Source organism: Paenibacillus planticolens, from assembly GCF_013141725.1.
GTDB classification, from domain to species: Bacteria; Bacillota; Bacilli; order Paenibacillales; family NBRC-103111; genus Paenibacillus_E; species Paenibacillus_E planticolens.
Genome location: NZ_WHNZ01000040.1, coordinates 26,626 through 40,727, shown reverse-complemented (window position 1 = coordinate 40,727; position 14,102 = coordinate 26,626). Strand labels below are relative to the sequence as shown.

General features: G+C 52.7%; 16 protein-coding genes. 10 read left to right on the top strand and 6 right to left on the bottom strand.

The annotated features are described in order from the left end of the window. The first annotated feature begins 69 nt into the window (after positions 1 to 69). The gene (locus GC097_RS17760) at positions 70 to 570 is read left to right on the top strand and encodes a hypothetical protein (RefSeq protein ID WP_171684642.1); all 501 of its coding nucleotides are present in this window, start codon (positions 70 to 72) and stop codon (positions 568 to 570) included. A gap of 57 nt (positions 571 to 627) precedes the next feature. Continuing rightward, complete coding sequence (locus GC097_RS17755) at positions 628 to 1,170, top strand: Crp/Fnr family transcriptional regulator (protein WP_171684641.1); 543 nt, start codon at positions 628 to 630, stop codon at positions 1,168 to 1,170. On the opposite strand, the gene hmpA is transcribed toward GC097_RS17755, so the two are convergent. Then, positions 1,137 to 2,351: an NO-inducible flavohemoprotein gene (gene hmpA, locus GC097_RS17750; protein WP_171684640.1), complete on the bottom strand. Its 1,215-nt coding sequence runs from the start codon at positions 2,349 to 2,351 to the stop codon at positions 1,137 to 1,139. The genes GC097_RS17755 and hmpA overlap by 34 nt on opposite strands. 281 nt (positions 2,352 to 2,632) lie before the next feature. Further along, positions 2,633 to 2,971, bottom strand: a complete 339-nt coding sequence (locus GC097_RS35290; RefSeq protein WP_376768401.1) for a hypothetical protein — start codon at positions 2,969 to 2,971, stop codon at positions 2,633 to 2,635. A 141-nt stretch (positions 2,972 to 3,112) separates the two neighbouring features. Here GC097_RS35290 and GC097_RS17745 point away from each other — a divergent pair, with 141 nt between their 5' ends. Next, positions 3,113 to 4,513, top strand: a complete 1,401-nt coding sequence (locus GC097_RS17745) for a dihydroorotate dehydrogenase (protein WP_246294326.1) — start codon at positions 3,113 to 3,115, stop codon at positions 4,511 to 4,513. 21 nt (positions 4,514 to 4,534) lie between these two features. Further along, positions 4,535 to 5,278 (top strand): metallophosphoesterase family protein, encoded by a 744-nt coding sequence (locus GC097_RS17740; protein WP_171684638.1) that lies wholly within the window; start codon positions 4,535 to 4,537, stop codon positions 5,276 to 5,278. 62 nt (positions 5,279 to 5,340) lie between these two features. On the opposite strand, the gene GC097_RS17735 is transcribed toward GC097_RS17740, so the two are convergent. Continuing rightward, positions 5,341 to 5,976 carry an FMN-dependent NADH-azoreductase gene (locus GC097_RS17735; RefSeq protein WP_171684637.1) on the bottom strand — a complete coding sequence of 212 codons (636 nt, stop codon included), beginning with the start codon at positions 5,974 to 5,976 and terminating at the stop codon, positions 5,341 to 5,343. Positions 5,977 to 6,244: 268 nt separating this feature from the next. Here GC097_RS17735 and GC097_RS17730 point away from each other — a divergent pair, with 268 nt between their 5' ends. The 3 genes from GC097_RS17730 (at position 6,245) to GC097_RS17720 (ending at position 9,209) form a co-directional block, all read left to right on the top strand. Further along, on the top strand, positions 6,245 to 7,279 hold the full coding sequence (locus GC097_RS17730; RefSeq protein WP_171684636.1) for an agmatine deiminase family protein: 1,035 nt from the start codon (positions 6,245 to 6,247) through the stop codon (positions 7,277 to 7,279). Between the two features lie 6 nt (positions 7,280 to 7,285). Then, the gene (gene aguB, locus GC097_RS17725) at positions 7,286 to 8,161 is read left to right on the top strand and encodes an N-carbamoylputrescine amidase (RefSeq protein WP_171684635.1); all 876 of its coding nucleotides are present in this window, start codon (positions 7,286 to 7,288) and stop codon (positions 8,159 to 8,161) included. A gap of 631 nt (positions 8,162 to 8,792) precedes the next feature. Beyond that, positions 8,793 to 9,209, top strand: a complete 417-nt coding sequence (locus GC097_RS17720) for a YkvA family protein (protein WP_171684634.1) — start codon at positions 8,793 to 8,795, stop codon at positions 9,207 to 9,209. A 94-nt stretch (positions 9,210 to 9,303) separates the two neighbouring features. Here the strand turns inward: GC097_RS17720 and GC097_RS17715 are convergent, their stop codons facing one another. After that, positions 9,304 to 10,374: a branched-chain amino acid aminotransferase gene (locus GC097_RS17715; protein ID WP_171684633.1), complete on the bottom strand. Its 1,071-nt coding sequence runs from the start codon at positions 10,372 to 10,374 to the stop codon at positions 9,304 to 9,306. Between the two features lie 128 nt (positions 10,375 to 10,502). Between GC097_RS17715 and GC097_RS17710 the strand changes: the two genes are divergently transcribed. Together GC097_RS17710 and GC097_RS17705 are read left to right on the top strand one after the other, a co-directional pair. After that, entirely contained in the window at positions 10,503 to 11,399 is an 897-nt protein-coding gene (locus GC097_RS17710) for a LysR family transcriptional regulator (RefSeq protein WP_171684632.1), read from the top strand. Positions 11,400 to 11,428: 29 nt separating this feature from the next. Beyond that, positions 11,429 to 12,403, top strand: coding sequence for a TRM11 family SAM-dependent methyltransferase (locus tag GC097_RS17705; RefSeq protein WP_171684631.1), 975 nt, complete (start codon positions 11,429 to 11,431; stop codon positions 12,401 to 12,403). Here the strand turns inward: GC097_RS17705 and GC097_RS17700 are convergent. Together GC097_RS17700 and GC097_RS17695 are read right to left on the bottom strand one after the other, a co-directional pair. Beyond that, complete coding sequence (locus tag GC097_RS17700) at positions 12,400 to 13,008, bottom strand: PdaC/RsiV family protein (RefSeq protein ID WP_171684630.1); 609 nt, start codon at positions 13,006 to 13,008, stop codon at positions 12,400 to 12,402. The two genes, GC097_RS17705 and GC097_RS17700, sit on opposite strands and share 4 nt — an antisense overlap. Before the next feature lie 166 nt (positions 13,009 to 13,174). Then, entirely contained in the window at positions 13,175 to 13,348 is a 174-nt protein-coding gene (locus GC097_RS17695) for a hypothetical protein (protein ID WP_171684629.1), read from the bottom strand. A gap of 176 nt (positions 13,349 to 13,524) precedes the next feature. Here GC097_RS17695 and GC097_RS17690 point away from each other — a divergent pair, with 176 nt between their 5' ends. Then, complete coding sequence (locus tag GC097_RS17690) at positions 13,525 to 14,094, top strand: pyridoxamine 5'-phosphate oxidase family protein (protein ID WP_171684628.1); 570 nt, start codon at positions 13,525 to 13,527, stop codon at positions 14,092 to 14,094. The last annotated feature ends 8 nt before the right edge of the window (positions 14,095 to 14,102 follow it).

Genomic DNA, 14,102 nt, shown 5'->3' with positions numbered 1-14,102 from the left:
AAGAAAAGCTTAGCAGCAGGCTCAGGCTTGCTGCTTCTTGTTACTTACAATAAAGGACGGAAACTTGCGATGCTTCTGCGTTCAATCATCATTTGCTGCTACTTAATGGGAGCTTACTGGGCTTCCTATCATTTTCCATCGCTAAAGATGGTTTTTTATCCGACACTTGGTGCATTCAGCTTCCTGTTCATGCATCGCGTGGACCAAATTAAAGATGTCGGCCGAATTACATTAGGCGCGATCGTTGCTGTAACGATCGGGAGTGTGATGTACAGCGTGAGTCACGGAGCCGTCTCTTTTTTCCTTACGGCCATTGTCACGATCTCTCTTATACAACTTCTCAAATGGAATGCAGCGCCGATTTTGGCGGTGTCGTTCGTTCCTTTTTTTGCGCATCCGACTTCGATTTGGGCTCTGCCATCAGCCGTTCTGGTTTCCCTGCTTGGTCTAATGGTATCCGTGTGGCTCATTGGGAAGGTGGAGCAAATGCCGGTCGTCTCCAAATGGTCGGAGGCCCTCGCGCTGTTCCGCAGCAAAGTGACGCCAACGCCTGTCAAAAAAGAACTGTAAATAAAAGCGATCAGCATAGGAAACTGCTGTCGCTTTTTCTTATAAAGGAGAATGAATATGAGACTGCACAAAGGAGAGACGCTGTTTCGCCAAGGGGAATCAGGAGGCCTGTTTCGACTCCAAAGCGGACTGCTCAAAATTGTCCGTGTCCACGAGGACGGCCATGCCACGCTCGTTAACATCATTGTGCCGGAAGAGACGATCCCGCATCATTCTTTGATCAGTCCCAAGCCCTACTACGGGACCGCAATTGCGCTTGTGGCTTGCGAAGTTGAGATCATCCAGGCCGAAGAGTGGTACCGCCAACTGGAGAGCAACCCCGAACAATTCCGCATGATCGCCCAGCAGCTGCAGGATAAGCTTAGGATGATGCAGCAGCGGATCGATCAATTGACGGAAGTGACGCCTGCGATGAAGCTTAGGAAGCTGGAGCGTTGGGTGCACAGCTATTTGGGCACCACCGTTTTGACCGATGTGTTAACGCAGGAAGAGATCGGTCAATTGATCGGGCTGCGCCGGGAGACCGTGAACCGTCTCTTGCGAGAGCAAGCCGCGAAATCCCAAAATCATAAACTTCCGGCAGGACCGAAAAACTCATAATGCCGATCCTCTTCAGGAACCTCCCATTCGCGCAGCGCACTGTTTACAGCCTTCATGAAAGGAACGGGACCGCAGAAATAGAAGCTAGCCGATGGCGTAGGCACCACGCTTTGGAGCCAATCCAGACTAATATAGCCTTCTCGATGAAAAGCATTCTCTGCCCGGTCCGAAGCTGTCGGTTTATCGTAGCACCAATAAAAGCTCACTGCCGGATACTGTAAGGCCAGCTCCTCGATGTGCCGCTTGAAGGCATGATGCAGGCTGTTTTGAGCGGCATGGATGAATGTCACTTGGCGTTTCGGATTGGTGGCTGCCAACGTATACAGCATGCTAACCATCGGGGTCAGTCCGACACCGCCGCTAATGAGAACCACAGGCCGGGTATCCTGCTGGTCCAGCGTAAAATCTCCGGCTGGCGCGGATAGCAGCAGCACGTCGCCCTCCGTTGTCATCTCATGCAGGAACACCGAAACCTTGCCGGCGGGGCGGGCCGCCACCAGATCCTCCCGTTTCACGGAAAGCCGGTAATGAGGCTTTCCTGGTCGATCTGAGAGGCTGTACTGCCGAATATGCGTATGCTCGTCACCTGGGATCTCGACTTTGACACTGACATACTGCCCTGGTTCAAATGCAGCGAGTGGAGCGCCGTCCTCAGGCATAAGATAGAACGAGGTTATCACATCGCTTTCTTTCACCTTCCGCACGATTCGAAAACGTTTGAAATCCGCCCAACCGCCCTTCTGAGCTTCCGCCTGATGATACATATCCGCTTCAACTCCGATAAAAGCATCGGCAATGATGCCATAGGCTTCGGCCCATGCTTGCAAAATATCCGGTGTAGCCGCGTCGCCTAGCACATCTTGTATGGCGGCGAGCAAATGCTGTCCGACAATTGGGTAATGCTCCGGTTTCACACCCAGGCTGCGATGCTTGTGCGCAATCTGCTTCACAACCGGCAAAATCGCTTCGAGCCTGTCGATATGCAGCGCAGCCGCATAAACGGCGTTGGCCAAAGCCGTCTGCTGCTTGCCTTGTTTTTGATTCGCATGGTTGAATATGTTCAGCAGTTCCGGGTGCGAGGTGAACAGCATGTCATAGAAGCGTTTCGTAATTGTTGTACCATGTATCTCTAACACGGGAACAGTGGATTTAATGATGTCGATCGAACGTTGACTTAGCATGGGGACTCGCCTCATTTCAGAAAGTTTTGATGGGTATGAGGTAAGTATAGTAAAAGGCAGGCGGGTGGGGTGTGATTGTAATCACACGAAAAGACAACAATCTGTGTCTGTATTCACGTTCAGCCTTTCGCGATATACTAGAATGAAGAAATTTCCATATTCTTATAAGAGAATGGAGCGCTTCGATGCCTGACTGGTCTTATCATTCGATATTCAAACCAATATTGTTTCGTCTGCCGGCCAAGCTGGCAAGGAATCTCACGCTGCAGGCGATGGGCGGCTTAAGCCGTATGCCAGGCGGAACCTTCGTGATCAAAACGATGGGGCATTTCGAGCAGTCGCCTGTGCTCCAAGACGAAATCGCCGGCGTGCCGATCCCGTGTCCCGTTGGCTTGAGCGGCGGGCTCGATCCTCAAGGCACAGCGCACAAAGCGCTCGCGCAGCTCGGGATCGGCTTCATCGAGCTCGGCCCCGTCACAGTGCGCGAGGTGCGCTGCGACGAGGCCATCGTGCGCGTCCCCGAGCAGGAAGCCATCGTGTACGCCGATGGCTATGCGAACGACGGCGCGGACGCAATTGCCGCGCGCCTGCGCAAGGGCACAGGGCATCGCCTGCCGCACTTCGTGCGGCTGCGGCCGATGCCGGGCAGCTCGCCGCGCGAGGCGCTGCTTCAGCAGCAGGAGCTGCTGGAGAAGCTGGCGCCGTACGCGGCTGGCTTCTACATCGATGGCCTCGCCGAAGGCTGGCCACCGGACGAGACCTTGGCGTACCTCCGCGAGGTACGCCAGCTGGCAGCAGCAGCGGGCAAGCCGGCGCTGCTGTATGTGCCGCCGCAGCTGCCCGAAGGCACGCTGCGGGAACTCGCCGCCCAGCTGCCGGGCTGGAGCGGGGTCGCCGTCGGCGAAGCGCTGCGCGAGGAGGACAGCCGCCGCATCCGCGTTGGCGGGAGCGGTGTCCTCAGCGCGCAGCTGAGCCTGGTTCGCCGGCTCCGCTCGGCAGGGGCGGGCACGATCGTTGCGGCTGGCGCTGTCAGCCAGCCGCAGGATGCTCTGGAGCTATTGGCGGCAGGCGCGAATAGCGTGCAGCTGCACAGCGGGCTGGTATATGCCGGCCCCGGGCTGCCTAAACGAATCAACGAAGCGATCCTGTATGAACGCATTCGTGAGACAGAAGAGCCCCAGCCGCCGTCTTTTTGGGCGAATTGGGGCTGGATGTATCTGCTTGGCCTCAGCATGATGATTGGCGGTGTGCTGGCATGGCTGATTGCCTCAACCAGCGTGCTTTTACCTTACGATGAAACCTTTCTTGGCGTGAGCCGAAGTGTCATAAATCGATTTAACGGGCATATTATACATTTCATGTCCCATGACCGTATCACCTTAGCGGGGACGATGATTTCAATCGGCATCTTTTATAGTCAGCTTGCCAGGCACGGCCTGCGTTTTGGCTTGCACTGGGCGCGCACTGCGCTGATGGCTTCGTGTACGGTCGGCTTCAGCAGCTTTTTTCTGTATCTCGGCTACGGCTATTTCGACCCGCTGCATGCTGCTGCGGCCGCAGTGCTCCTTCCGATGCTGCTGCTCACGCTGCGCGGTTTGAAGGACGCCCCCTCGCGCAAGCCGCCAGGCGTGCGAAATGACAGGGTCTGGCGCCGGGCTCAATGGGGGCAATGCTGCTTCGTTGTGCTTGGATTCGGCTTGGCGGTAGGAGGGCTAACGATCGCTTTCGTCGGAATTACGAGCGTGTTCGTACCGACCGACTTAGCCTATCTGGGGGTGAGCGCCCAGCAGCTTGCCGAGTGGAACGAGCGCCTGATTCCGCTAATCGCGCACGACAGGGCGGGCTTTGGCGGGGCCTTGTTTTCGCTGGCGGTCGCTATCGCAGGTTCGGCGCTTTGGGGAGTGAACCAAGGCGAAAGTTGGCTGTGGTGGACGTTTCTGTGGGGCGGGATACCGGGCTTTGCTGCCGGATTGCTGGTTCATTTTCATATCGGTTATACGGATTTTATTCATTTGCTTCCTGTTTATATAGCTGTGCTGCTGTACGCTTCTGGCCTGTACCTGATGCATCCTTTTCTGGTTCGGAGAGCAGGCAAGGGGACGGAAACTGATGCAACGACAACGACAGCGGAAACGGCAACGACAACGGCGGAACCAATTTAACCTAAAGGCGGGTGCGGCTAGATGGAGAAAATAGCCCTTATTTCAGATATCCATGGCAATATGCCTGCATACGAAGCGGTGATGAACGATATTCAGGAGCGGAAAGTAACGCAAATCATTTGTCTCGGAGACCTCGTAGGCAAGGGACCCCACTCTGAGCAGATCGTGGACCGCGTGCGGGAAACCTGCGATACGGTTATTCAAGGAAATTGGGACGATTTCATCGGGAACAAAACGACAGACCCGGTTTTGCTTTGGCAGCAGGAACGGTTGGGGAAAGAGCGGATGGCGTATTTGAAAGGGCTGCCGTTTTGCTGCGAATTTTGGATGAGCGGTAAGTTCGTGAGGTTGTTCCACGCTTCGCCGCGGAGCGTGTACGAGCGTATCCAGCCGTGGGATTCCATGGAGAGCCGGCTCTCGATGTTCGACTCCTCTGAAGCTTGCGGGGCACAGCGGGAAGCGGATGTGGCGGGCTATGCCGATGTCCACAATGCTTTCCTGCAAATTCTCAAGGGACGGATGCTGTTCAACACGGGGAGCGTTGGCAATCCGCTGGATATGACCCAAGCTTCCTATGTGCTGTTGGAAGGGCATTATACCAGCGAGCAGCCGGGTACGTTCAATCTCCAGCATGTGAGAGTTCCCTACGACATCGAGCTTGCTGTCCAGCATGCCAAAGACGAGCGGATGCCTGACGCGGAGGCTTATATTTTGGAGCTGCGGTCGGGGCAGTATCGGGGGCGGAAGAAAACGAGCGGAGGTTAGGCCGCTCAGCCAGATGACTGCATAAAAAAGGAGCCCCTTTAGGGCTCCTTTTTTGAATGGGTTTAGAAGCTTTTTGCCAGTGCTTGCGCCCGGGAGATCGCTTCTTCTTTTATTTGCTGCGCCTTGTCGGGGAACTGGTTATGTCCTTCCACGAAAATCCCCTGGAAATCGGTAATTCCGAAGAATCCCATAATAATGCTTAAATAACGATGGCCCATTTCCATGGCTGCTGCGGGGCCTTCCGAATAGATGCCGCCCCGGGCTTGGATATGCAGCGCTTTTTTGCCGGGGAGTAAGCCGACAGGGCCGTTTTCCGTGTATTTGAACGTTTTCCCGGCTGTACACAGCGAGTCGATGTAAGCTTTCATAATAGGAGGAAAGGAGAAGTTCCACATCGGTGTGACAAAAACATACTTATCCGCCGCGACAAACTGATCCGTTAATTCCCCGAGCCGGGCTACTTTGGACTGTTCGTCTTTACTGAGCGAGGAAAATTCCTGACCACCCCGTAATTTCCCCCATCCGCTAAAGACATCGGCATCGATGTGCGGGACCGAAATGCTATACAAGTCGACGGGGATTACTTCATCGTTAGGATTGGCTTCCCGATAAGCATCGATAAAAGCTTTTCCTACAGCCATACTGTAGGATGTTTGATGATCATGAGGGTGTGCGGTAATGTGTAAAATAGTTGCCAAGTTCGTCCATCCTCCCTATTGTGTGCTGCGCTTTTCAAGCCTTTTTAATGTTCATTTAACGGGAGCAAACTATACGAAGCGAATTATGGATGGACTTTTGCCGGACATTGGAAGGGCCTTGCCAGAATATCGTTGCTAAAATTGTAAAGCTCTGTGCATTGAGCGCAGGCTTCTTTTGTTATATGATGAAAGACGGTGTATTTTGCCCTCGAAATCGTATATTCAGGATCTTCCTAATAAATTTATATAAAGTGAGATGGATGAAAAGATGAAACCTAAGGATTTACTCTATAAAATGCCGGCAGAATGGACGACACATGAACGTACTTTCATTTCCTGGCCTGTACAAGCCTCGATGGTGTACCCGGAAGACCACGCCGTTGTAACAAAAGGCTATGCGGATTTGGCTAAGGCCATCGCTGAGTTCGAGCCTGTGACTGTGATCGTCAATCCTACGGATGCAGAGCAAGTAAAAGCGATGTTTACAGAGTCTAACGTAGACTTCTTGACAATTGAGCATAACGACGCTTGGTTCCGCGATAACGGCCCAACCTTTTTGCTGAACGAGCAGCAGGAGCTTGCCGCGGTGAATTGGAAATTCAATGCATGGGGCGGCAAATATGCGCCTTGGGATTTGGATGACAATGTAGCTCCGCAAATTTTGGAGCATCACGGGGTGAAACGTTTTGACGCTCCGCTTGTCATGGAAGGCGGCTCCATCCACGTTGATGGGGAAGGTACGCTTTTGACAACAGAGGAATGCTTGCTTAATACGAACCGGAATCCGGAGTTAAGCCGCTCGGAAATCGAAGAGCTCGTTAAGAACTTCGTGAATGTTGAGAAAATCATCTGGCTGAACAAAGGGCTTGACGGTGACGAAACGGACGGCCATGTCGATAACATCGCATGCTTCGCTGCTCCAGGCAAAATTATTCTGCAAGTATGCAACGATCCGTCAGATGCGAACTATGCTATTACACAGGAAAATCTGGAGATTTTGCACAATGCGACAGATGCAAAAGGGCGTTCCTTCGAGATTATCCAAATCGAACAGCCTCCAATCACCTTCTTTGAGGAGCAGCGTTTGACTTTGAGTTATTTGAATTTTTATTTCGTTAACGGCGGCATTATTTTGCCGGTGTTCGGCGGGACTGCGGAAGAAACGGATCGCAAAGCGGAAGAGGTGCTGAGCGCGGCGTTCCCGGATCGCAGAATCCGCAAAATCAACGGGATGTCCATTATTAAAGAGGGCGGCAACGTCCACTGCACAACGCAGCAAATGCCTGCCGGCAAGAAAGGGTGATTGATCGTGAGAAACGTAAAAGTAGCAGCAACGCAAATGAGCTGTTCCGATAACATTGAAGAAAACATTCGCAAAGCCGAGGTCTTGGTTCGTCAGGCGGCAGCGAAGGGTGCGCAAATTATTTTGATTCAAGAACTTTTTGAGACGCCTTACTTCTGTCAAAAAGAAAAGTCCGACTACTACCGCTACGCCACGGAGCTGGAGCACAACAAAGCGGTCAATCATTTCCGCGAAATTGCCAAAGAGCTTCAAGTTGTACTGCCGATTTCTTTTTATGAGAAAAAGAATTATGCACGCTACAACTCGCTGGCTGTGATTGATGCCGATGGTCAAGTGCTCGGTACTTACCGCAAAAGCCACATCCCGGACGGTCCGGGGTATGAGGAGAAGTTTTATTTTAACCCTGGTGATACCGGCTTCAAAGTGTGGAAAACTCGCTACGCCAAAATCGGCGTCGGCGTTTGTTGGGATCAGTGGTACCCGGAAGCTGCGCGCGTTATGGCTCTGATGGGCGCTGAGCTGCTGTTCTATCCGACCGCAATCGGCTCCGAGCCGCAGGACGGTTCTATCGATTCGAAGGATCACTGGCAAATGTGCATGCGCGGACACGCCGCGTCGAACCTGATGCCGGTTATTGCATCGAATCGCATCGGCAAAGAAGTAGACGAGGATTCCAGCATCGACTTCTACGGTTCTTCCTTCATTGCAGGCCCGCAGGGCAATATGATCGAAGAAGCAGGCCGCACAGAAGAAACCGTGCTTGTCGCCGAGTTCGACCTGGACCAGCTGGAAGTTCAGCGAATCGAGTGGGGAATTTTCCGCGACCGCCGTCCGGATTTGTACAAAAAAATTGCTACCTATGATGGAGATCAGTTGCTGTAATTCATGCTTTGGCTCTCGATCCCATATCAGGTGTAATTTTAACCATATTTGTGGTCAACGTAGGGCTGCTCCTTGGGGCAGCCTGTTTGGTGTTGTTTTTGAGGCCGCAACTACGACAACTACCCAGATTACCCCGAATTACCCTAACTCCCCCAACTCTCCTCAGCTCTCCCCAACTAGCGCAACTAGCCTATTTCACCGCACTCCCCTAACTCCCCTAACTCCCCCAAACTAGCTAAGTACTTAGCAACACACTATCGCACTAGCGCAGGCGAATCTTAGTTGCTGGTTGATATGCAGTCTGAGGGCGGTGAAACTCACCAAAAAGTGCTTAAAGAAATCTGCTAGAGGGAACTAGGATCCGCTATTTGAGCGAAAATGCGGCTTTGTTCAGTCTGAGAGGAACTACAGGGCGCTATTTCGCCAGTTTGGCTGCATTTCAGCCAAAATAGTCGAAATAGAGGACCATAGTTCCCTCGGATGTACCGTTTGGCAGCTGTCGGGATAAATAGGGGACCATAGTTCCCTTTCAGTAAAGTGAATTTAGCCCATTGCATTTTATAGTGGTATAATTGGGATAAAATAGTAGGTGGACCCGCATACGTCTAAAAAAGAACGGAGTGATCGCGAGATGGACGCTTCCAAATACCAAAAATACTTCACAGCCGACGGCTTCTGGTCCAAATTGAAAAAGGGGGCCAAAAAGGCCGGCAGCAAAGTCATTTATAGCGGTTTGCTGCTCTTTTACGCATTGGAAAGCCCCAAAACGCCGCGTAGAGTAAAGGTCCAAATATACGGAACACTGGGGTATCTTATCCTGCCGCTGGATCTTGTGCCCGATTTTCTGCCGATTATCGGTTATGTTGATGATTTAAGCGCGCTTGCGCTGGCACTTGCCGCCGTCGCCAAAAGTATCGACAAGGACGTGAAGCAGAAAGCGAAGAACAAGCTGCGCGACCTTCTTGGGGACGATGTGTTGAAATCCAAGGCTATTATCGACATCGACGGGAAGCTCGTGGTGGATCAAGAGAAGTCCGAGCAGGACTGATAAACATCGCAGGAAGCCCCGCCTCAGCAGCAAACACAAAAAACCAATCACCCCACAAAGTGGAATGAAAGGTTTTTTCAACGTTTCCGTATGATTAACAAGTAACCATCCAATCGTGCTTATCCGCAATCCGCCCGTACTGAATGCCGGTGATCGTGTCGTAAAGCTTATGAACGAGCTCGCCGATCTGCCCCTCGTTAATGATCATCGGCGTTCCCTGCCACAGCAGGCTGCCGATTGGCGAAACGACAGCAGCCGTACCGGTGCCGAATGCCTCTTCGAGTGTACCGTTTTCGTATGCCTGAACGATTTCGTCGATGGAGATTCTCCGCTCCGTGACGGGGATGCCCCAATCGTTCAGCAAATGAATGATGCTTTTGCGAGTGATGCCCTCCAAGATGGAGCCGCTAAGGCTTGGCGTGACAACGTCACCGCCGATTTTGAAAAAGACGTTCATGCTGCCGACCTCTTCGAGGCTTTTTTTGTCGATGGCGTCCAGCCACAGCACTTGCGCGCAGTCATGCTCCTTCGCCAGCACTTGCGCCTTCAGGCTTGCCGCGTAATTCCCCGCTGCTTTGGCGCCGCCGGTACCGCCTTGAACCGCTCTGGCGTAGTGGCTCTCCACAAGAATTTTGACCGGCTGCAGCCCTTCCTCGTAGTAAGCGCCAACTGGCGACATGATGACAACGAAGGAGTAGCTGGATGAAGGACGCACGCCTAAACCAGCCTCGGTAGCAATGACGAAAGGGCGAATATATAAGGACGCACCTTGCTTGTGCGGTACCCAGTCGGCATCTACGCGAACGAGCTCCCGAATGGCGTTCACAATGAACTCTTCATCGATAGCCGGCATATTGAGCCGCTCGCTGGAACGGTTCAGCCTGATGGCATTTTGGTCGGGGCGGAAAATTTGGATTTCACCGCTCTCGGTCCGGAAAGCTTTGAGCCCCTCAAAAACAGCTTGCCCATAATGAAAAACCATCGCGGCAGGGTCATAAGACAGCGGCCCGTAAGGGATAATACGCGGGTCATGCCAGCCTTTTCCTTCTTCATAGTCCAACAGGAACATATGGTCTGTAAAATGACGCCCAAACCCTAAACCATCCTCGATGCCAGGTTTTGTTTTACCGTGCGGATTGCGTTCAAATCGAATCTGTCCATACATTGCGTGCAACCACCTTTCGTTTACGATCCTCATCGTTATTCTATACTATAGAAAAATAACAATCATTGATCAATTATGAAATTTCAATTACGATCATAGGTAATCGCTATGAACGGGGGCATACCAGGATGGATTATCGGTTATTAGCCTATTTTTTGGCTGTTTGTGAAGAGCTTCATTTCACGAAAGCCGCCGAAAAGCTGGGAATCAGCCAGCCGACGTTAAGCCAGCAAATTCGCGTGTTGGAGCAGCGGATCGGATCGCCTCTTTTTCAGCGAATCGGTAAAAAGGTTTACTTAACGGAAGCAGGGGAAATTTTGCATAAGCACAGCCGGAATATTTTCCATGAGCTGGAGCAGGCGCAGGCTGCTTTCAACGAGATTCAAGGCATGCAGCGGGGAAGGCTGCGTATCGGGTGCTCCGGCAATCATTTGCTCACGGGGACGATGGTGGCTTTTCATGCTCATTTTCCGAAAATAGAGCTGTCGGTAGCCGAACTGGCGACCGAAGAGACGATAGAGGGGCTGCTGAACAATCAGCTGGACTTAGGCGTTGTCTTTTTGCCGGAGGCGGATGACCAGCTTGTTCGGATTCCTTTGTATAAAGAAAAATTGCTTTTCGTCGTCTCGCCCAATCATCCGCTCGCTGGCAGCGAGTCGATTCGTCTGGCGGATCTCGCTGAACTTCCGGTGGCGATGCTGCCCAAAAAGTTTTACGTCAGGCACATGATAGAGGCGTGCTGCGAGCAAGCAGATTTGGTATGTAAGCCAATGTTGGAGCTTTCCACTTTGGAATCTTTGCTGCAAATGGCCAAACATAATGTGTGCGGAGCGGTTTTGCCCGGCTCGTATGTGGAAAGCATTCAGGGTAGCGACATTCGGTGTATTCCGATCGTAGATCCTGTGCCTCAGAAGGACGTCGGCATTGTATACCGTAAGGACATGTTCCTGTGCCAAACGACCAAAACGTTCATGAAACAGGTCATGCAGCAATTCCTTAGCGAAAGCAAAGACGTTCCGGTATAAAACAGATTCAAATGAGGGATATGACAAACATGGAACATGTATATATTTATGCCTGCCACGAAGATGAGCAGGAGCTGTGCCAGTTAGAGCTGCGCACTTTACTGGGCGCAGAAGCGGTGCTCGGCGCGGGTTACGCCGTCAGCGCGCGCCGAGTAGAGCCAAGCCGCAGCCCGTTTCTGAAGCTGCGGCTGGATGTTCAGTTCGAGGCCGGCAGCCTGCCGGAGCTGGCCTCGCAGGTTCAGACGTTGACCGTACGCGGGTCAACCTTCAAGGTCGCGTTCTCGGAGACGGACACCCCGGTCAGCTATGACCGGCAGCGGGACGTCGAACGCGAAATAGGCCGGCATCTCCGCGGTAAAGCCGAGATGCGGAAGCCGGAGCAGTGGTTCGCCGTGACGGAGCTGGGAGGCCGCTGGCTGTTCGGCGACGGCGTTTACGGCGAAGCCGTATGGCTTCAGCATCAGCAGAAGCCGCAGAACTACTCCACCGCCCTGAGTACGCGCGTAGCGCGGGCGGTGGTGAATATCGCCGTGCCCGTCACGGAGGGCGCGCGGGTCATTGACCCGTGCTGCGGCATCGGCACGGTGCTGGTGGAGGCGATGTCGATGGGCATCGACATCGTCGGCAGCGACATGAACCCGCTGGCGGTGCGCGGCGCGCGGGTGAATTTGGCCCACTTCGGCATGCCGAATGTGGTCACGTTGGCGGACATGCGGACGCTGGGCTTGCCCGAGCCAGCCGCAGCACCAGCACCGGCCTCAGCCAGCCGCTCGCAGATCCGTTACGACGCGCTCATCCTCGACATGCCGTACAACCTCTGCTCCAAGCTGCCGGAGGACGAGCAGCTGCAAATGCTGCAGTCTGCCCGCCGTTTAACGCAGCGTGCGGTTCTTATTACGACGGAGCAGATCGATCCGCTTATTGAGCAGGCGGGCTTTCGCATCGCCGAGCGCTGCGCCGTCCGCAAAGGGAAGTTCAGCCGGCAAATTATCGTCTGCGTTTAACTGAACATTTTCCCCAGGGGGCCGTCCTCGGCAATGATGTCTTGGATGGCATACACAGAAATAGGGAAGTAAAGAAAGCCGTACACATATGCGGCCAGCTCGTAGACCTGGAAATAAATCACCAATGATTTATCGGCGATATAAAAATCCTGATCCGGCCGAATGCTCTTAAAATCAACCAGCAGCGGAATATTGCGCAATTTAATTTCGGCTTTAATCATTTCGCTCAGCTTCCTGACATAATCGCTGCCTGGCATAAATAAATCTTTTAGCTCATAAGTCTTGCCGGTTTCTGTCTGAAACGTTAAGGCGTTCTGGATCGTGAGGCCATGTGCGCCGCCCGAGAACGCATAATTCCATAAGGTCAAGCTGAGTACGCCCCGCTGATTGTTTTTTAGTTCATAATAGGCGGTAACGTCCGTCAAAGGATTTTGCGGGTAGCCTTGATCGCGAAGCTGCTTATTAATGGCATTAACAATCGCCACGTTCATGGCACGCTGCGCTGCATCGGGCGTATGGTGAATAACGGCGGGATACAGCAGTGTTAATTTATCGCGAAGCACCTGGTAGGTTTGTATACTGACGGGGTGATCCAATTCGTGCATGCTTTTCAACCATCCCTAACCTTTTTGCTACAATTTATTCCGCGGTTGGGCGTTTGGTTCAAACGATTAAAAAAGAGCTCTCCCCGGGTCAAGACTGACCTGACGGGAAAGCTCTTTTGTGTCTGCGCATAGAGGCAAACGGTACGATGTAAAAATAGCGTTGTGACTACTCTTCAGAGGACGTATCCTCGTTGGCATTAGCAGTTGAGCTTTGAAGCATTGAGCTTAGCTCCTCCACCTGCTGCTGCGCTTGGCTGTCTTCCGCATTGGCCTGGGCGGCATTGATGCCATGACTTACCGCATCATTATTCTGATTGTTATTCTGATTGTTCGCTGACATGAACGTTCACCTCCTCATTTTTCAACTAACTAAGTATGCCTCCGTCTGTTCCGAATTATGCATAAGATTTCCATGTTGTTGATAGGCAATAACTATAAAGGGTGACGAATAGATGTATTTCACAAATGGAGCAGGGAGGAGCATAATAGAAGAAAATGGAAAGGCGGCGAATTTGGATGGGAAAATCATTCGAGGCTATTCTGCCGGAGCATGAGGCGTTTATTGCGAAGCAGCACATCTTTTTTGTGGGGTCGGCCCCGCTGTCGGGGGACGGGCACGTGAACCTGTCGCCGAAGGGCCATGATGTGCTGCGCATTTTGAACGAAAATGAAGTGGCCTATTTGGACTTAACCGGGAGCGGCAACGAAACGAGTGCGCATCTCGAAGAGAACGGACGAATTACCATCCTGTTCTCCGCATTCGAGGGACCTCCGATGATTCTGCGTCTGTATGGGCAAGGGCGCGTCATCCTGCCGGAAACCCCGGAGTGGGAGGCATTGGCTCCCCGGTTTACAATGCTGCCCGGGGCTCGGCAAATCATTGCCGTCAAAGTACATGAGGTCAAGACCTCCTGCGGCTTTAGCGTTCCTTTCTACAACTATGAGGGCGAGCGGAATACGCTGCAGAAATGGGCTGTGAATAAAGGCGACGAGGGTCTGCTGGCGTATTGGCAGGAAAAAAACATGACCAGCATGGACGGCATGCCGACGACGCTCGGGCAAAAGTTATCCACAAACAACCTTTAAACCGTTTC

Coding starts and splice junctions, on each gene's coding strand:
- GC097_RS17760 (WP_171684642.1), top strand. CDS start 70: ATGCTTCTGCGTTCAATCATCATTTGCTGCTACTTAATGGGAGCTTAC.
- GC097_RS17755 (WP_171684641.1), top strand. CDS start 628: ATGAGACTGCACAAAGGAGAGACGCTGTTTCGCCAAGGGGAATCAGGA.
- hmpA (WP_171684640.1), bottom strand. CDS start 2,351: ATGCTAAGTCAACGTTCGATCGACATCATTAAATCCACTGTTCCCGTG.
- GC097_RS17740 (WP_171684638.1), top strand. CDS start 4,535: ATGGAGAAAATAGCCCTTATTTCAGATATCCATGGCAATATGCCTGCA.
- GC097_RS17730 (WP_171684636.1), top strand. CDS start 6,245: ATGAAACCTAAGGATTTACTCTATAAAATGCCGGCAGAATGGACGACA.
- GC097_RS17720 (WP_171684634.1), top strand. CDS start 8,793: ATGGACGCTTCCAAATACCAAAAATACTTCACAGCCGACGGCTTCTGG.
- GC097_RS17715 (WP_171684633.1), bottom strand. CDS start 10,374: ATGTATGGACAGATTCGATTTGAACGCAATCCGCACGGTAAAACAAAA.
- GC097_RS17710 (WP_171684632.1), top strand. CDS start 10,503: ATGGATTATCGGTTATTAGCCTATTTTTTGGCTGTTTGTGAAGAGCTT.
- GC097_RS17705 (WP_171684631.1), top strand. CDS start 11,429: ATGGAACATGTATATATTTATGCCTGCCACGAAGATGAGCAGGAGCTG.
- GC097_RS17700 (WP_171684630.1), bottom strand. CDS start 13,008: ATGCACGAATTGGATCACCCCGTCAGTATACAAACCTACCAGGTGCTT.
- GC097_RS17695 (WP_171684629.1), bottom strand. CDS start 13,348: ATGTCAGCGAACAATCAGAATAACAATCAGAATAATGATGCGGTAAGT.
- GC097_RS17690 (WP_171684628.1), top strand. CDS start 13,525: ATGGGAAAATCATTCGAGGCTATTCTGCCGGAGCATGAGGCGTTTATT.